This window comes from Pseudomonas phoenicis, from assembly GCF_047302395.1.
In the GTDB taxonomy this organism is placed as follows: Bacteria; Pseudomonadota; Gammaproteobacteria; order Pseudomonadales; family Pseudomonadaceae; genus Aquipseudomonas.
In genome coordinates this window covers 771,755-793,984 of sequence record NZ_CP154852.1, presented here as the reverse complement: position 1 = coordinate 793,984, position 22,230 = coordinate 771,755, and the positions used below count along the sequence as shown (strand labels likewise).

Here is a 22,230-nt window from a genome sequence, read left to right as displayed (position 1 = left end):
TCAATTCTCTCGACGGTCTCGAATGTCTGGGGACGTCGCTACGACATGCCGTGGCAGGGTAACGCGGATCCGGGTACCAAGTTGCCGTTCGGGGTCGGCGGGGCTGTCGATGGTGATTTGTCCATAATGCTCTTCCACAATCGAATAGACCAGCGCAAGGCCTAGCCCCGTACCCTCACCGGGGTCCTTGGTGGTGAAGAAAGGTTCGAACAGGCGGTCCATGATGTTCTTGGGAATGCCGCTGCCTTCGTCTTCGACGATCAGATCGACCATGTGTTCGTTGCCTTCGCTCACAGCGCTGCGTACGCGCACCGCACTGCCGGGCGGCGAGGCGTCGCGGGCGTTGGACAGCAGGTTGATCAGCACCTGGGCCAGGCGCTGCGGATCGCCCTCGACCCAGTGCTCGGGGTCGCACAGGTTGAAAAACTGCACTTCGAAATTGCGCCGGTTCAGGGCCAGCAGGCCGATGGCGTCCTGTGCGACTTCGGCCAGGCACACCGGCTCTTCGCTGTTCTGCTGGCTGCCGCCGGCGTGGGCGAAGCTCATCAGCGACTGGACGATGCGCGACACCCGCTTGGTCTGCTCGAGAATCTGGCTCGACAGCTCGATGATCTCCCCGTCGCCCTCGCGTTCCTCGCGCAGGTTCTGCGCCAGGCAGGCGATGCCGGTGATCGGGTTGCCGATCTCGTGGGCCACCCCGGCCGCCAGGCGACCGATGCTGGCCAGGCGTTCGGAGTGCACCAGCTTGTCTTCCAGCGCTTGGGTTTCGGTGAGGTCTTCGACCAATAGCACCAGGCCGCTGTTGCCCGGGGCCAGCGGCTCATCGATGGCCGCCTTGTGCAGGCTCAGCCAGCGCGGCTGGCCTTCGAGCGCCAGGCGATGTTTGTGCAGGTGTTCGTCGGGCAGGCTGACGAAGTCCAGCAGCAGCCCGCGCCAGGGCTCGCCGATGGTGGTCAGGCGCGAGCCGACCACGTGCTTGGCGGCGATCCCGGTCAGCTCTTCCATGGCCCGGTTCCACATGAGGATTTCCTGGTCCTTGGCCAGCGAGCACACGCCCATGGGCAGTTCCTGCAAGGTTTGCCGGTGGTAGCGGCGCAGCGCGTCGAGCTCGGCGGCCAGGCCCGTGAGGCGCGAGTGGTAGTCCTCCAGCCGGCTCTCGATGAAGTGGATGTCTTCGGTGACGTAGCTTTCGTTGCCTGATTTGTACGGCAGGAAGGTCTCGACCATGTCCTGGGCCACGCTCGGCCCCATCAGGCCCGACAGGTTGGCCTCGATGCGGTCGCGCAGACGCCGCAGGGCGTAGGGACGGCGCTCGTCGAAGGGCAGGTAGAGGTCGCGCAGGGCTTGCTCGACTTCCTTTTGCGCGGCTTTCGCGCCCAGGGGCTTGGCCAGTTGCGTGGCGAACTCCTGGGGCGAGGCGGCATGCAGTTCGCGCCGTTGCGGGCGGCGTACGTTGTCCACCGCGCAGGCCTCGGCCGCGCTGGCTTCCTCGGTACTGGCGTTGGTGAACAGCGAAATCAGCGTGAACAGCAGCACGTTGGCGGCCAGCGAGGCGATGGCCGCCATGTGCCAGCTGGTGTCGTCGAGCACGTAGATCATGTCCAGCAGCGGAATGTAGAAGCCCTGCACGTTGCCCAGCAGCGGCAGCAGCATGGTCACCATCCACACCGCGATGCCCGCCAGCAGGCCGGCGATGAAACCGCGCCGGTTAGCCGTCGGCCAGTACAGCACCGAAAGCACGCCGGGCAGGAACTGCAAGGTCGCGACGAAGGCGACGATGCCCATGTTGGCCAGGCTCTGGTGGTTGTTCTGGGTCAGGTAGAACACGAAGCCCGCCGCGATGATGGCAACGATCAGAGCCCGTCGCGTCCACTTCAGCCAGCGGTAGATGTTGCCTTCGGCCGGCGGCTGGTAGAGCGGCAGCACCAGGTGGTTGAGGGCCATGCCCGAGAGCGACAGGGTGGTGACGATGATCAGCCCGCTGGAAGCCGACAGCCCGCCCACATAGGCCAGCAAGGCCAGCGCCGAATTGTTGGCGGCGATGCCCAGGCCCAGGGTGAAGTATTCCGGGTTGGTGGTCGCGCCCAGGCGCAGGCCGGCCCAGAGGATCAGCGGCACGGCCAGGCTCATCAGCAGCAGGAACAGCGGCAAGCCCCAGCTGGCGCTGACCAGCGAGCGCGGGTCGAGGTTTTCCGTGAAGGCCATGTGGTACATGTGCGGCATGACGATGGCCGAGGCGAAGAACACCAGCAGCAGGGTGCGCCATGGCCCTTCCTGGAGCGGGGTGTGCAGGGCGGCCAGGGCGGTCTGGTTCTGCAGCAGCCAGATTTCCAGTTCGTGCGGCCCGCCGAACACCCCGTAGAGCGCATACAGGCCGATGCCGCCCAGGGCCAGCAGCTTGATCACCGACTCGAAGGCGATGGCGAACACCAGGCCTTCGTGTTTCTCGCGGGTGGCGATGTGGCGCGAGCCGAAGAAAATGGTGAACAGGCTGATCAGCACGCAGAACGCCAGGGCCACCCGCGCCTTGACCGGCTCACCGGTGAGGATGTTGATCGAGTCGGCCACCGCCTGGATCTGCAAGGCCAGCAAGGGCAACACGCCGATCAGCATGAAGATGGTGGTCAGCGCGCCGGCCCAGGTGCTGCGAAAGCGGAACGCCAGCAGGTCGGCCAGGGACGACAGTTGGTAGGTGCGGGTGATCTTGAGGATCGGGTACAGCAACACCGGCGCCAGCAGGAAGGCGCCCGACACGCCCAGATAGCACGCCAGGAAACCATAGCCGTACTGATAGGCCAGACCCACCGAGCCATAGAAGGCCCAGGCGCTGGCGTAGACGCCCAGCGACAGGGTGTAGGTGAGCGGGTGGCGGATGACCGCGCGCGGAATCAAGCCGCGCTCGCTGATCCAGGCCACGCCGAACAGCACCAGCAGGTAACCGGCGCTGATCAGAACCATCTGGGTCAGGCTAAAGCTCATCGGCATCTCGTTGGCTCTGCAGAATGAAGGTGACGACGATTAGGATCAGCCAGAGCAGGTAAGGCCGGTACCAGGCGCCAGTCGGGTCGATCCACCAGTCCATGATGGCGGGGGAGAACAGATAGATCCCCACCACCAGGAGCAGGACCAAACGATAGATGTACATGCTGGCCTCGAAGAATGGGTGGTGCGCAGCGAGCGGGGTGGCCGTGGACGGACGTCCCTGTCGTCGAGCGAGGGCCTGAATCTATTGGGCTTCCAGCGTTGGGGCAAGTGTTCTAGCGCAGATCGGCTTCGGCCAGGGTGGTTTGCCGAGGGATCGCTGCGGCCTGCCAGCGCTGGCGGGCGATGGCCAAGACCTCGGCAGGGCTGGCCTGCGCCATGTCGGCGTCGGTGGCTTGGCCCAGCGTGCGCAAGGCGCGCAGCAGCAAGGCGGTGGCCTGGTCGGCTTCGAGCGCCGGGGAGCGGTAGGTCTTGCCCAGTTTGTGCCCGTCGGGTTGCACGATCAGCGGCACATGCAGGTAGCGCGGCTGCGAGAACCCCAGCAGCTCCTGCAGGTACAGTTGCCGAGGCGTGTTGTCCAGCAGGTCGGCACCGCGCACCACATCGGTCACGCCCTGCCAGGCATCGTCGAGCACCACCGCCAGTTGATAGGCATACAGCCCGTCGCGGCGCTGAATGACGAAATCGCCCAACTCCCGGCCCAGGTGCTGGCTGAATTCGCCTTGCACACGGTCCTGGAAGCGGTAGGTCAGCTCCGGCACCCGCAAGCGAATCGCCGCGCCTTCGCGCGGGTGGCCGGCGTTGCGACAAAAACCGGGATAAAGGCCGCCGTAGCCCTCCAGCTGCTTGCGCGAGCAGGTGCAGGCGTAGGCCAGACCCTGGCTGAACAGGCGATCGACCACGGCGGCGTAGGCGGCGTGGCGTTGGCTCTGCACCACCACTTCGCCGTCCCATTCCAGGCCGTAGCGCTCCAGCGTGTGCAGGATGGCATCGCGGGCGCCGGGCATCTCGCGTGGCGGGTCGGTGTCTTCCATGCGCAGCAGCCAGTGGCCGCCGACCGCGCGCGCGTCGAGCCAGGAGGCCAGTGCCGCGACCAGTGAGCCGAAGTGCAGGAAACCGCTGGGGGTGGGGGCGAAGCGTCCGGTGTAAGGCGTGTCTGTCATGGTCTGGCGGGGGCTTATGAACGAAACGGGGCGCATGATGCGCCCCGTTCAGGTGGATGAAGGATCAACCCTTGCCTTGGGTCTTTTCCTTCTTCTCGGCAATTTCCTTGCAGTCGAAGCAGAGGTCCGCCGTTGGGCGGGCTTCCAGACGACGCAGGCCGATCTCGACGCCACAGCTGTCGCACCAGCCGTACTCTTCGTCGAGGATCTTCTGCAAGGTCTTGTCGATCTTCTTGATCAACTTGCGCTCCCGATCACGGTTGCGCAGCTCCAGGGCGAATTCTTCTTCCTGGCTGGCACGGTCGGCCGGGTCCGGGAAGTTGGCTGCTTCGTCCTTCATGTGGTCCACGGTGCGGTCGACGCTCTGCATCAACTCACCCTTCCAAGCGGTCAGCAGCTTGGTGAAGTGCGTGCGCATGGGCTCGCCCATGTACTCTTCGCCCTTCGTTTCCTTATAAGGCTCGACACCGTACATGGTCTGACCGGTTTTTTGCTTTTCTACGGTGGACATGAATAGACCGCCTCTCACTCATCTGATCCAATGCGCAGGCTGCTCCTTATCCGACACCCGCCGGCCCTGCGACTGCGAGCCGCCGAACTTATCAGATACATCGGGGGCGCGCTACCCTCCCGATCTGGCTATGGACAGCGCCGTGTCCGCCGCGTTCGGTGGTCGGGCGCAAGAAAAGAATTCCGTTCAGTCATCAGCGAGAAACGCCATGACGCAACCCTACAGCGCACGCAGTCGCGCGATCGAACCCTTTCACGTCATGGCCCTGCTGGCGCGCGCCAACGAGCTGCAAGCGGCCGGCCACGACGTCATCCACCTGGAGATCGGAGAGCCCGATTTCAGCACCGCCGCGCCCATCGTCGCCGCCGGTCAGGCTGCCCTGGCCGCGGGCCATACCCGCTACACGGCCGCCCGTGGCCTGCCGGCCCTGCGCGAGGCGATCGCCGGTTTCTACGCCCAGCGCTACGGGCTGGACATCGATCCGCAGCGCATCCTCATCACCCCAGGCGGGTCGGGTGCCTTGCTACTGGCCAGCAGCCTGCTGGTGGACCCAGGCAAGCACTGGTTGCTGGCCGATCCGGGCTACCCCTGCAACCGGCACTTCCTGCGCCTGGTCGAAGGCGGCGCGCAGTTGGTGCCGGTCGGGCCGGTGGAAAACTACCAACTGACCGCCGACCTGGTCGATCGCCACTGGAACCAGGACACGGTCGGTGCGCTGGTCGCCTCGCCGGCCAACCCCACCGGCACGGTGCTCGAGCGCGCCGAGCTGGCCGAGCTGGCGCGTGCGGTGCAGGCGCGCCAGGGCCATCTGGTGGTGGACGAGATCTACCACGGCCTGACCTACGGCATGGAGGCACCGAGCGTGCTGCAGGTCGACGACGGCGCCTTCGTGCTCAACAGCTTTTCCAAGTACTTCGGCATGACCGGCTGGCGCCTGGGCTGGCTGGTGGCGCCGCCGGCCGCGGTGGCCGACCTGGAAAAATTGGCGCAGAACCTCTACATCAGCGCCCCGAGCATGGCCCAGCACGCCGCGCTGGCCTGCTTCGAGCCACAGACGCTGGCGGTTCTGGAGGAGCGCCGCGAAGCCTTCGCCCGCCGTCGCGATTATCTGTTGCCGGCACTGCGCGAGCTGGGCTTCGGCATTGCCGTCGAGCCTCAGGGTGCCTTCTATCTATATGCCGATATCAGCGCGTTCGGCGGCGATGCCTTCGAGTTCTGCCGGCATTTCCTGGAAACCGAACACGTGGCCTTCACCCCAGGGCTGGATTTCGGTCGCCATCAGGCCGGGCACCATGTGCGTTTCGCCTATACCCAGAGCCTGCCGCGCCTGGAGCAGGCCGTCGAACGTATCGCCCGCGGCTTGCGTAGCTGGCAAGGCTGATGCGCTTTCATCCCGAACTGGAAGAAGGCCGCCTGCTGCGCCGCTACAAGCGCTTCCTGGCCGACATCGAGTTGGCCAGCGGCGAGCAATTGACCATCCACTGTCCCAACACCGGCTCGATGCTCAATTGCATGGTCGAAGGCGGGCAGGTGTGGTTCAGCCGTTCCAACGACCCCAAGCGCAAGCTGCCCGGCACCTGGGAAATCAGCGAAACGCCCCAGGGGCGTCTGGCCTGCATCAACACCGGGCGGGCCAATGCGTTGGTCGAGGAAGCCTTGCGCGCGGGTCTGATCGCCGAGTTGGCAGGTTTCACTGCGTTGCGCCGGGAAGTGGCCTATGGCGAGGAGCGCAGCCGCATCGACTTTCGTCTGGAATACCCGCACGGCGCCGCTTACGTCGAGGTCAAGAGCGTGACCTTGGGCTATCCGGGCTCAGCGGTCGCCGCCTTCCCCGATGCGGTGACCCAGCGCGGGGCCAAGCATTTGCGCGAACTGGCCGCTTTGGCGCGTCAGGGGGTGCGGGCGGTGCAGCTGTATTGCGTCAACCTCAGCGGGATCGAGGCGGTGCGCCCGGCCGGGGAGATCGACGCGGCCTATGCCCAGGCCCTGCGCGCGGCAGTGGCCGACGGCGTCGAGGTGTTGGCGTATGGCACCCGGCTGGACGCCGGGGAAATCTTCATCGATCGACGTCTGCCGGTGCTGTTGAATCCATGAGCCACAGGCCCTTGGCGTCTTCGTGACAGGCCAGGGCTTCGAGCATTTCCCCTTCGCAAGGGCCGGCGACGCACTCGCCGCTTTCCACCCGAAACAACGCGCCATGGTGCGCGCATTCGATGAGCTGGCCGCTGGGGTCGAGCAGGCTCGCTTCCGGCGACCACTGCAACCCGATACCCCGATGCGGGCAACGGTTGCGGTAGAGGTAGACGCGGCCCTGCCGGCGCACGCCGAACAGCGTCGCCCGGGCGAGGTTGAATGCGCGGCTGGTGCCTTCGGGCAAAGCATCGGAAGCGCAGAGAAAATCCATGGTGTCAGCCTTGTGGGAATGCGCGCGTCGCTTGACGCTTCAATGCGAGTAATTATCAAATGGCCGCCAGTGTCGTACCGGCAGCTCCATGGTGCGCAGTTCCGTCACGCGTCACAAGGCGCGTGCCCTGCTTTAGCGAGGAATCCCTATGATGCGCAAACCCTTCGCCCTGGTCGCTCTGTGCGCCGGCCTGGCGTTCTCTTCCCTGGCCTCGGCCCAGGAACTGCCGCAGCGTTGGGTCAGCGCCGGGGGCGCCTTGAGCGAATGGATCAGCGCATTGGGCGGCGAGCCGCATCTGGTCGGCGTCGATACCACCAGCCAGCACCCGCCAGCGCTCAAGGCGCTGCCGAGCATCGGCTATCAGCGGCAACTGTCGGCCGAAGGCATTCTCAGTCTGCGCCCCGATGTGCTGGTCGGGACCGATGAGATGGGGCCACCGCCCGTACTTGCGCAAGTGCGCAACGCCGGGGTGCGGGTCGAGTTGTTTTCCAGCGAGCCGGCACTCACTGCGGTCGACGACAACCTCAAGCGCCTGGGCAGTCTGCTCGGCGTCGAGCCGCAGGCCGCTGCGCTGGCCGGCGACTATCGCCGGCAGATCGACGGCTTGACCGCCTCGATCAAAGGCGCCCAGGCCAGGCAGGCCGCCCCCGGTGTGCTGTTGCTGGTCGGCCATGCCGGCGGCAAGCCGTTGCTGGCGGGGCAGGGCACGTCTGGGGACTGGCTGCTCAAGCAGGCCGGAGCGCGCAATCTGGCCGACCATCAGGGCTACAAGCCGCTGTCGTTGGAAGCGCTGGCGGCCATGGACCCAGACGTGTTGGTGGTGTCCGACCGTGCGCTGGACGGCGAAGCGGCCGTGCAGGCCTTGCTCAAGGAAAACCCGGGCCTGGCTGGCTCCCGTGCGGTGCGTGAACAGCGCGTGATCAGCCTCGATCCGACGCTGCTGGTCGGTGGCCTAGGGCCACGACTGCCCGTCACGCTGGAGCGTCTGGCGCAAGCCTTCTATCCCACAGGCCAGGTCAGTCTGGCGCGATGAGGCGGCTGCTGGCGCCGCGCACGCTGTTCATCGGGCTGGGTCTGGCTTGCGTGCTGGCCGTATGGCTGTCGCTGGCCTTGGGGCCGGTCAGCCTGCCATTGGCCGATACCGGGCGCGCGGGGCTGCGGCTGCTGGGCGTGCCGCTCTCAGGCCAGGGGCTGGGGCAGGCCGAGCTGATCCTGGGGCAGATCCGTCTACCCCGCACTTTGCTGGGCTTGGCGGTGGGTGCGGTGCTGGCGCTGTCCGGAGTCGCCATGCAGGGGCTGTTTCGCAATCCGCTGGCCGATCCGGGCCTGGTCGGCGTCGCCAGCGGCGCGGCATTGGGCGCGGCGGTGGCGATCGCGGGTGGTAGTTGGCTGGGCGGTATCGATGAGGCGTTCGCGCCTTATCTGCTATCGGTCTGCGCATTTCTCGGCGGGCTGGGCGTAACTGCGCTGGTCTACCGCCTGGGCCGGCGTGACGGCCAGACCAGCGTGGCGACCATGCTGCTCGCCGGCATCGCCCTCACTGCGCTGGCCAGCTCGGCGGTGGGTCTGTTCACTTTCCTGGCCGACGATGCCACGCTGCGGACCTTGACGTTCTGGAACCTGGGCAGCCTCAACGGCGCCAGTTACCAGCGTCTATGGCCGCTGCTGCTGGTCACCGGCGGCGTAGCGCTGTGGCTGCCGCGCCGGGCGCAGGCGCTCAATGCATTGCTGCTGGGCGAGTCCGAGGCGCGGCACCTGGGTGTCGATGTGGAGGCGCTCAAGCGCGAGCTGGTGTTCTGCACTGCGCTGGGCGTAGGCGCGGCAGTGGCGGCGGCGGGCCTGATCGGTTTCATCGGTCTTGTGGTACCGCACCTGGTGCGTTTGCTGGCCGGGCCGGACCACCGGGTGGTGCTCCCCGCTTCGCTGCTGGCAGGCGGCACGCTGTTGTTGTTCGCCGATTTGATCGCGCGGCTGGCGCTGGCGCCTGCCGAACTGCCCATCGGCATCGTCACGGCTTTCATCGGCGCGCCGTTCTTCCTGTTCCTGCTGATCCGAGGACGTGGCTGATGCTCGAAGTCGAGGCCTTGCACCTGCGTCGCGGCAACCAAGCGGTGCTGAGCGATATCGATCTGCAATTGCAACCTGGCCAGATCATGGGCGTGCTTGGCCCCAACGGTGCGGGAAAGAGCAGTTTGCTGAGCGTACTGTGCGGCGAGCTGGTGCCGAGCCAGGGCCAGGTGCGCTTGGCGGGGCGTGCGCTGGGCAATTGGCGCGGGGAAGAGAGGGCGCGTTGCCTGGCGGTGCTGCCGCAGGTGTCGAGCCTGGGCTTCTCTTTCACGGTCCTGGAAGTGGTGGGGTTGGGCCGTCTGCCCCATGCCAGCGGCGAGCGGCAGGATGGCGAAATCGTCGAAGCCGCGCTGCGGGCGGCCGATGCCTGGCACCTGCGTACGCGTAGCTATCTGCAACTATCGGGCGGCGAGCGTCAGCGCGTGCATCTGGCACGGGTACTGGCGCAATTATGGCCTGGAATGACCGGTACCACCTTGTTGCTGGACGAGCCGACCTCGATGCTCGACCCGCTGCACCAACACACTATCTTGCAGGCAGTACGCGACATCGCCGACCGCGGCGCAGCCGTGCTGGTGATTCTGCACGACCTGAACCTGGCGGCCCGCTATTGCGATCGCATCCTGCTGTTGCAGGAGGGGCGCTGCCATGCTTTGGATGTGCCGTCGCGGGTGCTCACACCTCAGGCCCTGAAGGCGGTGTTCGAGATCGAAGTGCTGGTGCAGGCGCATCCCGAGCGGGGGCACCCGTTGGTCATCATGCGCTGAGGCGCCGAGAAAGGCTGACCCGCGTAGGGGCCGCTCCTGTCCGCAAGCCGTGAAAAGCGGATGGGAGCGGCCCCCGATCTGGCTATGGCAGGTGATGGACCAGATCACCTGTCATCCTCATCGACATCGACAAAAGCACCGATAAAAAAAGACCCGGCAAATTGCCGGGTCAAAAACCGTGATTAGCCTGATGAGGAGATAATCTGAGAGTCCGACCAAGGGCTTTCAGGTTATCCAACCAGTCTCGCGACCAGTTGTGATAATCATAACGATTCTCATTTCGTAGTCAATCCCCTTGTACGGTATTTATCCAATTATTTTTTGGTTGAGGGGTTTGGCATTCAGCTGCTGTAGCAACGCCTGTTTGCGCTCGCTGGGCAAATCATTCCAGTGCATGTCGAGCAAAGCGCCTTCGATGGCGTATAGCAGCACTTTCGATGCGCGAAAACCCCGAAGTCTCACCGCTCGGTAGGCACTGACCGCGCCCAGGCGGCGTAGGTCGGAAAGGCTGTGGATACCGACGGCATGAAGCCATTGTGCGGAGGTCTTGCCCAGGTTTTTAAGGTGCTGCAACTCATCGTTCATCAAGCCTCCTTGCAACGGCTGAACGGTGTCGTCTGTAGAAATCGTGACAGAGCAGCAGATGAGTGTAGCGGGATTTTGCGAGTACGCCTTTTTTGCCATACGAGGCCGTGATCCGGCCTCGTATGGCAAGGATTGGCCGATTACAGACCTGGCAGGCGCTGGCGAATCTGCTCGATCAGCTCGTCCATGGCACTGGCTTGGTGAGTGTCGACACGCTTGCTGAGCAAGGCTTCTTGTTCATCGAGCGGCTCGCGCCCCGCCTGTTGCGCCTTGACCACTTCCAGCGTGGCGTCCGACGGATCGCTCTGCTCGGATCGACGCTGTTCCAGCCAACTGAGGATCACCGCTTCGGGCGCATGGCAGTCGAGGATCAGGAACGGTACGCCGGTCTCGCTGGCCACATGAGCCGCCGCGTGGCGCTGGTCCTGCTTGAGGTAAGTGGCATCGAGCACCACGGGCAAACCTGCCTTGAGGATGGTCGTCGCCAATTGGTGCAGACGCTGGTAAGTGGCGATGCTGGCATCTTCGGCATAGATACCGCTGGCCAGCGCCTCGGCCCGGGCCGATTGCTCGCCGAACAGGCGCTTGCGCTCCACATCCGAGCGCACGCGAATGGCGCCCAGGGCTTCGACCAGGCGCATGGCCACATGGCTTTTGCCTACCGCCGAGACACCATGGGTGATCGCCAGCAACGGCGAAGGAATGGCGCTGTAGCTTTCGGCCAGGTTAGCGTAGTTGCGGTAGGTGCGCAGGGTGGTGGCGCGCTGCACGCCATCGGCATCGGCAGACAGGCTGAACAACGCGACCTTGGCCCGTACCAGCGCGCGGTAGGCCTTGTAGAAGTTGAGCAGTTCCAGGCCCTGGTAGTCGCCGGTCAGTTCCAGGTACTGGCTGATGAAACGCCGCGCCAGCCACTTCAGGCCGCGGTCTTCGAGGTCCATGGCCAGGAAGGCGATGTCGGCGTAGACATCGGTCATGCGGAAAGGCTCGTTGAACTCGATGCAGTCGAAGATCACGACGTTGCCGTCGATCACCGTGGCGTTGCCCAGATGGATGTCGCCATGGCATTCGCGTACGAAACCGTCGGCCTTGCGCGTCAGCATCAGCGACTCCAGGCGCTGGTAGGTGCTCTGGGCCCAGGCTTGCAGATTGTCCAACTGTTGCAGGTCGGCGCTGTCCTTGAGGAACGGGCGAATCTGCTCGAAGTTCTGCTCGACCGGCTCCATGACGTGGTGCGGCGAGCCCAATGGGTTGGTGTCGGGCACGCGGGGCGCGTCGAGGTGGAATGCGGCGATCTGCCGAGCCAGTTGGTCGATGTGCTCGGCGGTGAGTTCGCCGTTGGCCTGCAGGGCACTGAGCATGTTCGCCTGCGGAAACTGGCGCATCTTCAACACATATTCGAGCGCCTCGCCTTCGCCGCCGATCACCGGCGCTTCCACGCTGCCGGTGATCGGCAGCACATCCAGGTAGAGGCCATCGGTCAGACGCTGGTTGAGGTGCAACTCCTCGTTGCAGAAATGCCGGCGCTTATCCAGGTCGGTGAAGTCGAGAAAGCCGAAGTTCATCGGCTTCTTGATCTTGTAGGCGTATTCACCGGTCAGCAGGACCCAGGAGATGTGCGTCTCGATGAGTTGGAACCCGTCCACGGGATGGGGGTACAGGGCGCTGTTCTGCAGCGCGTCGATCAGGGCTTGGCTCACGAGCGATCCTTCGAAGGGTCAGGGAATTCGAGGGGGCCATTATGGTCAATGGTGCCTTCCCTGCAAACCGCCGGGATGCCTGCCCAGCCAAAGTAAAGTGCGTATAATCCGCCGCCATGACTCGATCCCGAAAGCCCCGCACCCCCAAGAAATCCAGCCCCGGACGCGGCCGCGTCCTGCTCGGCTGGGCCCTCAAGCTCAGCCTGGTAGGCCTGGTCGCGCTCGCCGGCTTCGCCGTGTACCTCGATGCCACCGTGCAGGAAAAATTCTCCGGCAAGCGCTGGACCATTCCGGCCAAGGTCTATGCCCGCCCGCTGGAGCTGTTCGTCGGCCAGAAGCTGAGCAAGAACGACTTCCTCACCGAACTCGATGCCCTGGGCTACCGGCGTGAAGCCGCCGCCAATGGCCCGGGCGAAGCATCGGTCAACGGCAACAACGTCGACCTCAATACCCGTGGCTTCCAGTTCTATGAAGGTATGGAACCCGCGCAGTTCGTGCGCGTGCGTTTCTCGGGCGACTACGTGGCGGGGCTTGCCGGAGCCAACGGCGGCAAACTGGACGTGGTGCGTCTCGAGCCGCTGATGATCGGTGGTATCTATCCGAAAAACCTCGAAGACCGCATCCTGATCAATATCGATCAGGTGCCGCCGTATCTGCTCGAAACCTTGATCGCCACCGAAGACCGCGACTTCTATAGCCACCATGGCGTATCGCCCAAGTCCATCGCCCGGGCGATATGGGTCAACACCTCGTCGGGTGCGATGCGCCAGGGCGGCAGCACCCTGACCCAACAGTTGGTGAAGAACTTCTTCCTGACCAGCGAGCGCAGCCTGAGCCGCAAGCTCAACGAAGCCATGATGGCGGTACTGCTGGAGCTGCACTACGACAAGCGCGAGATTCTCGAGGCCTACCTCAACGAAGTGTTCGTCGGCCAGGATGGTCAACGCGCCGTGCATGGTTTCGGCCTGGCCAGCCAGTTCTTCTTCAGCCAGCCATTGTCGGAGCTCAAGCTGCACCAGATCGCCTTGCTGGTCGGTATGGTCAAGGGGCCTTCTTATTACAATCCGCGTCGCTACCCCGAGCGTGCCTTGCAGCGGCGCAACCTGGTCCTCGACCTGCTGGTCCAGCAGGGCGTGGCCAGCCAGGAAGTGGTCGATGCCGCGAAGAAGATGCCGCTGGGCGTGACCAAACGCGGCAGCCTGGCCGACAGCTCCTTCCCGGCCTTCCTCGACCTGGTCAAGCGTCAGTTGCGCGAAGACTACCGCGACGAAGACCTGACCGAAGAAGGCTTGCGCATCTTCACCAGCTTCGACCCGATCCTGCAGATGAAAGCCGAATCCGCCATGACCGAGACTTTCAAACGTCTGGCCGGGCGCAAAGGCTCGGACGAGGTCGAATCGGCGATGGTGGTGAGCAATCCGGAAACCGGTGAAGTGCAGGCGCTGATCGGCAGTCGGCAGTCCGGTTTCGCCGGTTTCAACCGCGCCATCGACGCCGTACGGCCGATCGGCTCGCTGGTCAAGCCGGCCGTCTACCTCACGGCGCTGGAAAAACCCGGCACCTTCACCCTGACCAGCCTGGTGCAGGACGAGGCCTTCTCGGTCAAAGGCGCCGATGGTCAGGTCTGGCGGCCGCAGAACTACGATCGTCGCTCCCACGGCACCATCTACCTGTATCAGGGGCTGGCGCATTCCTACAACTTGTCCACAGCCAAGATCGGCCTGCAAGTGGGCGTGCCGAACGTGATCAAGACCATCGGCCGTCTGGGCGTGAACGTGAACTGGGACGCCTTCCCGTCGATGCTGCTGGGCGCGGGCGGGATGTCGCCCATGCAGGTGGCGACGATGTACCAGACCATCGCCAATGGCGGCTTCAACACGCCGATGCGCGGCATCCGCAGCGTGCTGACCGCCGAAGGCGAGCCGCTCAAGCGTTATCCCTTCCAGGTTCAGCAGACCTTCGACGGCGGCGCCATTTACCTGGTGCAGAACGCCATGCAGCGGGTGATGCGCGAAGGTACCGGACGCTCGGTCTACAATGTGCTGCCCAACTCGCTGACCCTGGCGGGCAAGACCGGCACCAGCAACGATTCGCGCGACAGTTGGTTCTCCGGTTTCAGCCAGGACCTGCTGGCCGTGGTCTGGCTGGGCCGCGACGACAACGGCAAGACGCCGTTCACCGGCGCCACCGGTGCGCTGCAGGTCTGGACCAGCTTCATGCACAAGGCCGACCCTTTGCCCCTGGACATGCCGCAGCCGGACAACATCGTCCAGGCCTGGATCGATCCGAACAGCGGGCAGGGGTCGGACCAGAGCTGTCCGGGCGCCGTGCAGATGCCGTATATTCGCGGCAGCGAGCCTGCGGCCGGTGCCGTCTGTGGTGGCGAGCAAGCGCCGGACGACTCGGTCATGGACTGGGTCAAGGGCTGGATGAATTGAGCACTAGAGCATGAGAGGGCGTGAATTGAACAAGTGGTGGTTTCCAGTCTTGACGGCCATTGCCGTGCTGCAGGGTTGCTCCAGCGTTCCGCGCGGCAACATTCCGGTCGTTGACTCCAGCTCTCGCGTGTCCAACAGCGAGCGCATCCAGCAGCGTGCGCACGCTGCTGCGACGCCCAACACCGGCACTGCCCAGGCACAGTCGCTGCCGGAAGATTCCGGCGTGACCGTGATGATTCCCCAGGGCGCGGGCGCCTCGCCGATCCAGTCGTTCCCGGCCGGTAGCGGCGCGGCGCCCATCGAGGCCACGCCCATCGACACGGCGCCCGTCAATACCGCGCCCGTCACCACCGACCCGAACCCCATCGCCGACGAACCATTCGACATCGCTTCGATGTCCGCGCCCCAGTCCGCGCCTGCCTCCAGCGCGCCGACCGGCATTCCGCGCAGCAACCGCGCTGCGGAACTGGCCGCCGACGAGCAGCTCGACGGCCCGGTGCTGGCATTGCTGACCACCGCGCAGCAACAACAGGGCAGTGGCGATTTCAACGGCGCCTCCTCGAGCCTGGAGCGCGCCCAGCGCATCGCTCCACGTGAACCGCAAGTGTTGTTCCGTCTGGCCCAGGTGCGCCTGAGCCAGGGCGATGCCGCGCAAGCCGAGCAGTTGGCTCGCCGCGCGCTCACCTACGCCAATGGACGCCCCAGCTTGCAAGCCGAGTTGTGGAACACCATCGCCCAGGCCCGCGAAAAGCAGGGCGACAGCGCAGGCGCGGCAGCGGCACGGCAGAAAGCCAAGGTCAATCTATGACCGTCGAGCAGCGTGTGCTGGACATCGCCGACCAGCTACTACTGATCGAGCGCGAGTTGCAGGTGCAGGGCTGGTGGGTGGACACCGCGCCCGATCCCAAGGCGCTGGCCAGCGTCGAGCCGTTTGCCGTCGACACCATGGCGTTCGAGCAATGGCTGCAATGGATCTTCCTGCCGCGCATGACGCAGATCATCGAAGGCGGCCACCCGTTGCCCAACGCTTCCGGCATCCTGGTCATGGCCGAAACGGTCTTTGCCGACCGTCCGGAACAAAGTCGCGAGCTGCGCCGACTGCTGGCAGCATTCGATCGCTCGATCAGCGCTGACGCCTGATTTCTGCTCTTTTCACCCTCAGGGCCGCAATTTGTGGCCCTTTTTAATGAATAACTTTATTTTCCTGCTGCAACGAAAGTAAAACGTGGTGGCAACCAATCGTCTTCAGAGATTATCCGCAATAATTTTTCTTGACTTGAAGCCGCCGAATAAGAAGAATCCAGTTTCCGCTGTAGGGGGACTGCCAGAAGCAGACCCGCCAAGCAGATCATGAGGCGCATACCCGCGCCGCCTGTTACACCCCGCAACGCGTTACCTCGCGCTGGGTGGGACCCCCCCGCAACACTCTGGGGCGATCCCAATACTTGCTCAGTCAGTGCTGACGTTTTCGCTCATGCTCTGCTTGGCAGTAAACCTATTAAGACCCGCCATCGAGGGCGGTATTCTGGCGTTTTAGAGGTGAACATCGTGGAGCTCTTATCCGGCGCTGAAATGGTCGTCCGCTTTTTGCGCGACGAAGGCGTTAAGCACATCTACGGGTACCCTGGTGGTGCTCTCCTTCATGTTTACGATGCCCTGTTCAAGGAACCGGAAGTCGAACATATCCTGGTTCGCCACGAGCAGGCCGCGACCCACATGGCCGATGGCTATGCCCGTGCCACGGGCAAGGCCGGCGTCGTGCTGGTGACTTCCGGCCCTGGCGCGACCAACGCCATTACCGGTATCGCCACGGCCTACATGGACTCGATCCCAATGGTGATCCTGTCCGGTCAGGTGCCCAGCACCATGGTCGGCACCGATGCCTTCCAGGAAACCGACATGATCGGTATTTCGCGGCCCATCGTGAAGCACAGCTTCATGATCAAGCACGCCAGCGAGATTCCCGAGACCCTGAAAAAAGCCTTCTACCTGGCAGAGTCCGGCCGTCCTGGCCCGGTCGTGGTCGACATTCCGAAAGACATGACCAACCCGGCCGAGAAGTTCGAGTACGTCTATCCCAAGAAGGTCAAGCTGCGCTCCTACAGCCCGGCCGTACGTGGCCACTCCGGGCAGATCCGCAAAGCGGCCGAGATGCTTCTGGCGGCCAAGCGCCCGGTGGTCTACGCCGGTGGCGGGGTGATTCTCGGCGGTGGCTCCGACGCCCTGACCGCGATCGCCAAGTCGTTGAACCTGCCGGTCACCAACACCCTCATGGGCCTGGGCTGCTTCCCCGGCAGCGACGACCAGTTCGTCGGCATGCTGGGCATGCACGGCAGCTATACCGCCAACATGGTCATGCACCATGCCGACGTGATCTTCGCCGTCGGTGCGCGCTTCGATGACCGCGTGATCAACGGCCCGGCCAAGTTCTGCCCGAACGCCAAGATCATCCACATCGACATCGACCCTGCCTCGATCTCCAAGCTGATCAAGGCCGATGTGCCGATCGTGGGGCCGGTCGAAAGCGTCCTGACCGAAATGCAGGCGATCCTCAAGGAGATCGGCGAGCTGCCCGACAAGGCCGCGGCCGACGCCTGGTGGAAGCAGATCAACGAGTGGCGTGGCGACCAAGGCTTGTTCCCCTACGACAAGGGCGACGGCAACGTCATCAAGCCACAGAAGGTCATCGAAACACTGTGCGAAGTCACCCGCGGTGATGCTTACATCACTTCCGATGTCGGCCAGCACCAGATGTTCGCCGCGCAGTACTACCGCTTCAACAAACCCAACCGCTGGATCAACTCCGGCGGCCTGGGCACCATGGGCTTCGGCTTCCCGGCGGCGATGGGCATCAAGCTCAACTTCCCCGAACAGGACGTGGCCTGCGTGACCGGCGAAGGCAGCATCCAGATGAACATCCAGGAGCTGTCCACCTGCATGCAGTACGGCCTGCCGGTGAAGATCGTCAACATGAACAACGGCGTGTTGGGCATGGTGCGTCAGTGGCAGGACATGGCCTACAACGGTCGCCACTCGCATTCCTACGTCGAGTCGTTGCCCGACTTCATCAAGCTGGCCGAAGCCTATGGCCACGTCGGTATCCGCATCACCAAGCTCGAAGACCTCAAGCCCAAGCTGGAAGAGGCCTTCGCGATGAAGGATCGGCTGGTGTTCATCGACATCGCCATCGACCGCACCGAGCACGTCTATCCGATGCAGATCAAGGACGGTTCGATGCGCGACATGTGGCTGAGCAAGACGGAGCGTACCTGATATGCGGCACATCATTTCCCTGCTGCTGGAAAACGAACCCGGTGCCTTGTCTCGCGTGGTCGGCCTGTTTTCCCAGCGCAACTACAACATCGAAAGCCTGACCGTGGCACCCACCGAAGACGCAAGCCTCTCGCGTCTGACGTTGACCACGGTCGGGCATGACGAAGTGATCGAGCAGATCACCAAGAACCTCAACAAGCTGGTCGAGGTGGTCAAGCTGGTCGACCTCTCGGAAAGCGCGCACATCGAGCGCGAGCTGATGTTGGTCAAGGTCAAGGCGACCGGTGCCCAGCGGGCCGAGATCAAACGCACCACGGACATCTTCCGCGGGCAGATCGTCGACGTCACCGCCAGCGTCTACACCGTGCAGTTGAGTGGCACCAGCGACAAACTCGATAGCTTCATTCAGGCCATCGGTACGGCCTCGATTCTGGAAACCGTGCGTAGCGGTGTGACCGGCATCGCGCGTGGCGACAAAGTCCTGAGCATCTGACTCAATACAATTAGCGATGGCCCTCCAGGGGCCGAGATATAACCAGGGGTAAGTGCATGAAAGTTTTCTACGATAAAGACTGCGACCTTTCCATCATCCAGGGTAAGAAAGTCGCCATCATCGGTTACGGTTCGCAAGGCCACGCCCAGGCCTGCAACCTGAAAGACTCCGGCGTCGACGTCACCGTCGGCCTGCGCAAAGGCTCGGCCACCGTCGCCAAGGCCGAAGCCCATGGTCTGAAAGTCGCCGACGTCGCCAGCGCCGTCGCTGCGGCCGACCTGGTCATGATCCTGACCCCGGACGAATTCCAGGGCGCCCTGTACAAGAACGAGATCGAGCCGAACATCAAGCAAGGCGCGACCCTGGCCTTCTCCCACGGCTTCTCGATCCACTACAACCAGGTCGTTCCGCGTGCCGACCTCGACGTGATCATGATCGCGCCGAAAGCACCGGGCCACACCGTGCGTTCCGAGTTCGTCAAAGGCGGCGGTATCCCTGACCTGATCGCGATCTATCAGGATGCTTCGGGCAATGCCAAGAACGTTGCGCTGTCCTACGCCGCTGGTGTCGGTGGCGGCCGTACCGGCATCATCGAAACCACCTTCAAGGACGAGACCGAAACCGACCTGTTCGGTGAGCAAGCCGTGCTCTGTGGCGGTACCGTCGAGCTGGTCAAAGCCGGTTTCGAAACCCTGGTCGAAGCGGGCTACGCGCCGGAAATGGCCTACTTCGAGTGCCTGCACGAACTGAAGCTGATCGTCGACCTCATGTATGAAGGCGGTATCGCCAACATGAACTACTCGATCTCCAACAACGCCGAGTACGGCGAGTACGTGACCGGTCCTGAAGTCATCAACGAAGAATCCCGCAAGGCCATGCGCAATGCTCTGAAGCGCATCCAGGACGGCGAATACGCGAAGATGTTCATCAGCGAAGGTGCTACCAACTACCCATCGATGACCGCCAAGCGTCGCAACAACGCCTCGCACGGCATCGAAATCATCGGCGAGCAACTGCGCTCGATGATGCCGTGGATTTCGGCGAACAAGATCGTCGACAAGGCCAAGAACTGAGTTCGGTCTCGATCACACGAAAAACGCGGCCTCGGCCGCGTTTTTTCGTTCTGCGGTCGGCATCTGGTATAAAGCTGACCGGTGGCGTGTGTGGTAGAACCGGTCATGCACGTCCGTGTCGAACGTTTTCAACCCTGTTGCAAGGTACTTTTACATGAGCGAACGTCCCGAAGAGCCGCATACGCCCTCCGACGCCGAAAGCCTGTTGCCTGTCGATGAGCATGTCGAAGAAGGGCACGATGCGGATGGGCACAAGGTGCGGCATCGCGGCATCTACCTGCTACCCAATCTGTTTACAACGGCCAACCTGTTCGCTGGGTTCTACTCGATCATCAGCTCGATCAACGCTCACGGCTACATGAGTGCCGCAAATCCGCGCGAGGCCAGCAACTACTTCGCCTTTGCTGCCATTGCGATTTTCGTCGCCATGGTCCTCGATGGCCTGGACGGCCGCGTCGCACGTATGACCAATACCCAGAGTGCCTTTGGCGCGGAATACGATTCCCTGTCGGACATGGTCGCCTTCGGCGTCGCGCCGGCATTGCTGGCGTTCGTCTGGGCGCTCGGCGACATGGGCAAGGTCGGCTGGATGGTCGCCTTCATCTATGTGGCGGGTGCGGCCCTGCGTCTGGCACGTTTCAACACCCAGGTCGGCAAGGCTGACAAACGCTACTTCATCGGTCTCGCCAGTCCGGCGGCGGCGGGTGTGGTGGCGGGTATCGTGTGGGCCTTCAGCGACTACGGCATTCAAGGCTCGAAGCTGTCGTTCCTGGTGGCGTTGATTGTCGCTGCGGCCGGCATGCTGATGGTCAGCAACATCAAGTACAACAGTTTCAAAGAGTTGGATCTCAAGGGGCGCGTGCCGTTCGTGGCCATTCTGGCTGTCGTCCTGGTATTCGCAGTCGTATTCAGCGATCCACCGCGAATTCTCCTCTTGATCTTCCTGGCCTACGCTGCATCCGGCCCTATCCAGTTCCTGCTGCGCAGTCGTCGTCGCAAACGCTAATAATCCGGCGAATGCAGGAATAAGCGTCAGGCTCCATAGTCTTACAGGTACATCCGCTACCCGTGCTATGGAGCCATCATGCTCATCAAGATTCATAAGTCGTCCGACTGCACTGCGTCACAGATCACGCCTGAATCAATCTATCTCTCGCGCCGCAGCGTTCTTGGCGGTTCGCTCGCAGGCCTGGCCGTGGCGGGTTTGCCGCGTATCGGCGTTGCGAGCGAAGCCTCGCGTTATGCCGACGTCGAGCCCGGTAAGGCGCCGGCCTGGTTCACCGACAAGCTGGCCAGCACCCGTTGGGGGGCAGTCACGGTCAAAGGCGAGGCAATCACGCCTTACAAAGACGCAACCCACTACAACAATTTCTACGAGTTCGGGCCTGACAAGGGCGATCCGGCAGCCAATGCCGGCAGCCTGAAGACCGAACCCTGGAGCGTGGTGATCGACGGCGAGGTGGGCAAGCCTGGGCGCTATGCGTTGGAAGATTTGGTCAAGCCGAGTCAGTTCGAGGAGCGGGTGTATCGACTGCGCTGTGTAGAAGCGTGGTCGATGGTCATTCCATGGTTGGGCTTTTCGCTGGCCGAGCTGCTCAAGCGCGTCGAACCTACGTCCAAGGCCCGTTATGTGCGCTTCGAAACCCTTAAAGATCCCAAGAGCATGCCTGGGCAACGGTCCAGCTTCGGGCTGATCGACTGGCCCTACGTCGAAGGATTGCGCCTGGACGAGGCCATGAATCCTTTGGCGCTGCTGGCGGTAGGCATGTATGGCCGCGAGCTGCCCAACCAGAACGGTGCGCCGCTGCGCCTGGTATTGCCTTGGAAGTACGGCTTCAAAAGCATCAAGTCCATCGTGCGTATCAGTCTGGTGGAGCAGCCGCCGCAGACCACCTGGCAGGGCCTGGCGCCTACCGAGTATGGCTTCTACGCCAACGTCAATCCGACCGTGGACCATCCGCGCTGGAGCCAGGCGCGCGAGCGACGGCTGCCGAGTGGGCTGTTCAGTCCGAATGTGCGTAATACCGAACTGTTCAATGGTTATGCCGAAGAGGTGGCAGGGCTTTATGAAGGCATGGATCTACGGAAGAACTACTGATGCGCTATCCACTGTTGCGTCTGGCGATTTTCCTTCTGGGTCTGGCTTTCCCTGCATGGTGGTTGTATGAAGCGGCGACCAACCTGCTTGGGCCAGACCCTGGGAAGATTCTGGTCGGCCGCCTTGGATTGGGCGGGTTGATCTTCTTGTTGGTATCGTTGGCCATGACGCCGTTGCAGCGTGTGACGAGCTGGGCTGGCTGGATAATCGTGCGTCGCCAGATAGGCCTATGGGCATGCGCTTATATAGGTCTTCATCTTTCAGCCTATCTGGTGTTCGTTCTGGGTCTCGATTGGGGGCAATTGGCCGTCGAGCTCACCAAGCGTCCATACATCATCGTTGGTGCGTTGGCCTTCCTGGGGTTATTGGCCTTGGCAGCCACATCCAATCGTTACAGTCAGCGCAGATTGGGTGCGCGTTGGAAGAAGCTGCACAAATTGACATACGCCGTTCTAGGGTTGGCCCTGCTGCACTTCCTGTGGATCGTGCGCTCGGATCTGGCCGAATGGGCTATCTATGCAGGCATCGGCGCGTTGCTATTGGTATTGAGGGTGCCAGTAATCGCGAGGCGCCTTAAAAGAACCCGGGGCAGGGCGGCCTGAAACTATTTTGAAATAAGCGCTTGACGCCTCCTCAGATCTCTTTATACTGCGCACCACTTCCGGGGCAAACGGAA

General features: G+C 63.2%; 21 protein-coding genes. 14 read left to right on the top strand and 7 right to left on the bottom strand.

Features of this window, described 5'->3' with window-relative positions; all coding sequences use genetic code 11:
• The 4 genes from AA0Z93_RS03895 to dksA form a co-directional block, all read right to left on the bottom strand.
• On the bottom strand, nt 1-2,985 hold the full coding sequence (locus AA0Z93_RS03895; RefSeq protein WP_413046311.1) for a sensor histidine kinase: 2,985 nt from the start codon (nt 2,983-2,985) through the stop codon (nt 1-3).
• Nucleotides 2,969-3,145, bottom strand: coding sequence for a hypothetical protein (locus AA0Z93_RS03890; RefSeq protein ID WP_010796831.1), 177 nt, complete (start codon nt 3,143-3,145; stop codon nt 2,969-2,971). Before AA0Z93_RS03890 ends, AA0Z93_RS03895 begins: the two co-directional genes overlap by 17 nt.
• Nucleotides 3,146-3,257: 112 nt before the next feature.
• Entirely contained in the window at nt 3,258-4,145 is an 888-nt protein-coding gene (gene gluQRS / locus AA0Z93_RS03885) for a tRNA glutamyl-Q(34) synthetase GluQRS (protein WP_413046312.1), read from the bottom strand.
• Between the two features lie 64 nt (nt 4,146-4,209).
• Nucleotides 4,210-4,656 (bottom strand): RNA polymerase-binding protein DksA, encoded by a 447-nt coding sequence (dksA, locus tag AA0Z93_RS03880; protein WP_413046313.1) that lies wholly within the window; start codon nt 4,654-4,656, stop codon nt 4,210-4,212.
• 208 nt (nt 4,657-4,864) lie between these two features.
• Here dksA and AA0Z93_RS03875 point away from each other — a divergent pair, with 208 nt between their 5' ends.
• Complete coding sequence (locus tag AA0Z93_RS03875) at nt 4,865-6,037, top strand: pyridoxal phosphate-dependent aminotransferase (RefSeq protein WP_413046314.1); 1,173 nt, start codon at nt 4,865-4,867, stop codon at nt 6,035-6,037.
• Entirely contained in the window at nt 6,037-6,750 is a 714-nt protein-coding gene (sfsA, locus tag AA0Z93_RS03870; RefSeq protein WP_413046315.1) for a DNA/RNA nuclease SfsA, read from the top strand. Before AA0Z93_RS03875 ends, sfsA begins: the two co-directional genes overlap by 1 nt.
• Here the strand turns inward: sfsA and AA0Z93_RS03865 are convergent.
• Entirely contained in the window at nt 6,713-7,060 is a 348-nt protein-coding gene (locus AA0Z93_RS03865; protein ID WP_413046316.1) for a Rieske (2Fe-2S) protein, read from the bottom strand. The genes sfsA and AA0Z93_RS03865 overlap by 38 nt on opposite strands.
• 148 nt (nt 7,061-7,208) lie before the next feature.
• Here AA0Z93_RS03865 and AA0Z93_RS03860 point away from each other — a divergent pair, with 148 nt between their 5' ends.
• Genes AA0Z93_RS03860 through AA0Z93_RS03850 form a run of 3 tightly spaced genes read left to right on the top strand, consistent with a single transcriptional unit; the run spans nt 7,209 to nt 9,894 of the window.
• Nucleotides 7,209-8,093, top strand: a complete 885-nt coding sequence (locus AA0Z93_RS03860) for a heme/hemin ABC transporter substrate-binding protein (RefSeq protein WP_413046317.1) — start codon at nt 7,209-7,211, stop codon at nt 8,091-8,093.
• A gap of 50 nt (nt 8,094-8,143) precedes the next feature.
• Nucleotides 8,144-9,127, top strand: coding sequence for a FecCD family ABC transporter permease (locus tag AA0Z93_RS03855; RefSeq protein ID WP_413048354.1), 984 nt, complete (start codon nt 8,144-8,146; stop codon nt 9,125-9,127).
• Nucleotides 9,127-9,894 carry a heme ABC transporter ATP-binding protein gene (locus AA0Z93_RS03850; RefSeq protein ID WP_413046318.1) on the top strand — a complete coding sequence of 256 codons (768 nt, stop codon included), beginning with the start codon at nt 9,127-9,129 and terminating at the stop codon, nt 9,892-9,894. The genes AA0Z93_RS03855 and AA0Z93_RS03850 overlap by 1 nt, the downstream gene beginning before the upstream one ends.
• Before the next feature lie 306 nt (nt 9,895-10,200).
• Here AA0Z93_RS03850 and AA0Z93_RS03845 read toward each other — a convergent pair whose 3' ends face one another.
• Complete coding sequence (locus AA0Z93_RS03845; RefSeq protein ID WP_413046319.1) at nt 10,201-10,479, bottom strand: TfoX/Sxy family protein; 279 nt, start codon at nt 10,477-10,479, stop codon at nt 10,201-10,203.
• Between the two features lie 140 nt (nt 10,480-10,619).
• The gene (locus AA0Z93_RS03840) at nt 10,620-12,179 is read right to left on the bottom strand and encodes an AAA family ATPase (protein ID WP_413046320.1); all 1,560 of its coding nucleotides are present in this window, start codon (nt 12,177-12,179) and stop codon (nt 10,620-10,622) included.
• 116 nt (nt 12,180-12,295) lie between these two features.
• Here AA0Z93_RS03840 and mrcB point away from each other — a divergent pair, with 116 nt between their 5' ends.
• The 9 genes from mrcB (at nt 12,296) to msrQ (ending at nt 22,156) form a co-directional block, all read left to right on the top strand.
• Nucleotides 12,296-14,617 (top strand): penicillin-binding protein 1B, encoded by a 2,322-nt coding sequence (mrcB, locus tag AA0Z93_RS03835; protein WP_413046321.1) that lies wholly within the window; start codon nt 12,296-12,298, stop codon nt 14,615-14,617.
• Between the two features lie 10 nt (nt 14,618-14,627).
• A complete protein-coding gene (locus tag AA0Z93_RS03830) occupies nt 14,628-15,425 on the top strand; it encodes a tetratricopeptide repeat protein (RefSeq protein WP_413046322.1) in 798 nt (265 codons plus the stop codon).
• On the top strand, nt 15,422-15,757 hold the full coding sequence (locus AA0Z93_RS03825) for a YqcC family protein (protein ID WP_413046323.1): 336 nt from the start codon (nt 15,422-15,424) through the stop codon (nt 15,755-15,757). Before AA0Z93_RS03830 ends, AA0Z93_RS03825 begins: the two co-directional genes overlap by 4 nt.
• Before the next feature lie 408 nt (nt 15,758-16,165).
• Nucleotides 16,166-17,890 (top strand): acetolactate synthase 3 large subunit, encoded by a 1,725-nt coding sequence (locus tag AA0Z93_RS03820; RefSeq protein ID WP_413046324.1) that lies wholly within the window; start codon nt 16,166-16,168, stop codon nt 17,888-17,890.
• 1 nt (nt 17,891) lies between these two features.
• Nucleotides 17,892-18,383: an acetolactate synthase small subunit gene (ilvN, locus tag AA0Z93_RS03815; RefSeq protein WP_413046325.1), complete on the top strand. Its 492-nt coding sequence runs from the start codon at nt 17,892-17,894 to the stop codon at nt 18,381-18,383.
• A gap of 56 nt (nt 18,384-18,439) precedes the next feature.
• A complete protein-coding gene (gene ilvC / locus AA0Z93_RS03810) occupies nt 18,440-19,456 on the top strand; it encodes a ketol-acid reductoisomerase (RefSeq protein ID WP_413046326.1) in 1,017 nt (338 codons plus the stop codon).
• Nucleotides 19,457-19,610: 154 nt separating this feature from the next.
• Nucleotides 19,611-20,462 carry a CDP-diacylglycerol--serine O-phosphatidyltransferase gene (gene pssA / locus AA0Z93_RS03805; protein ID WP_413046327.1) on the top strand — a complete coding sequence of 284 codons (852 nt, stop codon included), beginning with the start codon at nt 19,611-19,613 and terminating at the stop codon, nt 20,460-20,462.
• A gap of 78 nt (nt 20,463-20,540) precedes the next feature.
• Nucleotides 20,541-21,554 (top strand): protein-methionine-sulfoxide reductase catalytic subunit MsrP, encoded by a 1,014-nt coding sequence (msrP, locus tag AA0Z93_RS03800; RefSeq protein ID WP_413046328.1) that lies wholly within the window; start codon nt 20,541-20,543, stop codon nt 21,552-21,554.
• Nucleotides 21,554-22,156: a protein-methionine-sulfoxide reductase heme-binding subunit MsrQ gene (gene msrQ, locus AA0Z93_RS03795; RefSeq protein WP_413046329.1), complete on the top strand. Its 603-nt coding sequence runs from the start codon at nt 21,554-21,556 to the stop codon at nt 22,154-22,156. Before msrP ends, msrQ begins: the two co-directional genes overlap by 1 nt.
• The last annotated feature ends 74 nt before the right edge of the window (nt 22,157-22,230 follow it).

Coding starts and splice junctions, on each gene's coding strand:
- AA0Z93_RS03895 (WP_413046311.1), bottom strand. CDS start 2,985: ATGCCGATGAGCTTTAGCCTGACCCAGATGGTTCTGATCAGCGCCGGT.
- AA0Z93_RS03890 (WP_010796831.1), bottom strand. CDS start 3,145: ATGTACATCTATCGTTTGGTCCTGCTCCTGGTGGTGGGGATCTATCTG.
- gluQRS (WP_413046312.1), bottom strand. CDS start 4,145: ATGACAGACACGCCTTACACCGGACGCTTCGCCCCCACCCCCAGCGGT.
- dksA (WP_413046313.1), bottom strand. CDS start 4,656: ATGTCCACCGTAGAAAAGCAAAAAACCGGTCAGACCATGTACGGTGTC.
- AA0Z93_RS03875 (WP_413046314.1), top strand. CDS start 4,865: ATGACGCAACCCTACAGCGCACGCAGTCGCGCGATCGAACCCTTTCAC.
- sfsA (WP_413046315.1), top strand. CDS start 6,037: ATGCGCTTTCATCCCGAACTGGAAGAAGGCCGCCTGCTGCGCCGCTAC.
- AA0Z93_RS03865 (WP_413046316.1), bottom strand. CDS start 7,060: ATGGATTTTCTCTGCGCTTCCGATGCTTTGCCCGAAGGCACCAGCCGC.
- AA0Z93_RS03860 (WP_413046317.1), top strand. CDS start 7,209: ATGATGCGCAAACCCTTCGCCCTGGTCGCTCTGTGCGCCGGCCTGGCG.
- AA0Z93_RS03850 (WP_413046318.1), top strand. CDS start 9,127: ATGCTCGAAGTCGAGGCCTTGCACCTGCGTCGCGGCAACCAAGCGGTG.
- AA0Z93_RS03845 (WP_413046319.1), bottom strand. CDS start 10,479: ATGAACGATGAGTTGCAGCACCTTAAAAACCTGGGCAAGACCTCCGCA.
- mrcB (WP_413046321.1), top strand. CDS start 12,296: ATGACTCGATCCCGAAAGCCCCGCACCCCCAAGAAATCCAGCCCCGGA.
- AA0Z93_RS03830 (WP_413046322.1), top strand. CDS start 14,628: ATGAGAGGGCGTGAATTGAACAAGTGGTGGTTTCCAGTCTTGACGGCC.
- AA0Z93_RS03825 (WP_413046323.1), top strand. CDS start 15,422: ATGACCGTCGAGCAGCGTGTGCTGGACATCGCCGACCAGCTACTACTG.
- ilvN (WP_413046325.1), top strand. CDS start 17,892: ATGCGGCACATCATTTCCCTGCTGCTGGAAAACGAACCCGGTGCCTTG.
- ilvC (WP_413046326.1), top strand. CDS start 18,440: ATGAAAGTTTTCTACGATAAAGACTGCGACCTTTCCATCATCCAGGGT.
- pssA (WP_413046327.1), top strand. CDS start 19,611: ATGAGCGAACGTCCCGAAGAGCCGCATACGCCCTCCGACGCCGAAAGC.
- msrP (WP_413046328.1), top strand. CDS start 20,541: ATGCTCATCAAGATTCATAAGTCGTCCGACTGCACTGCGTCACAGATC.
- msrQ (WP_413046329.1), top strand. CDS start 21,554: ATGCGCTATCCACTGTTGCGTCTGGCGATTTTCCTTCTGGGTCTGGCT.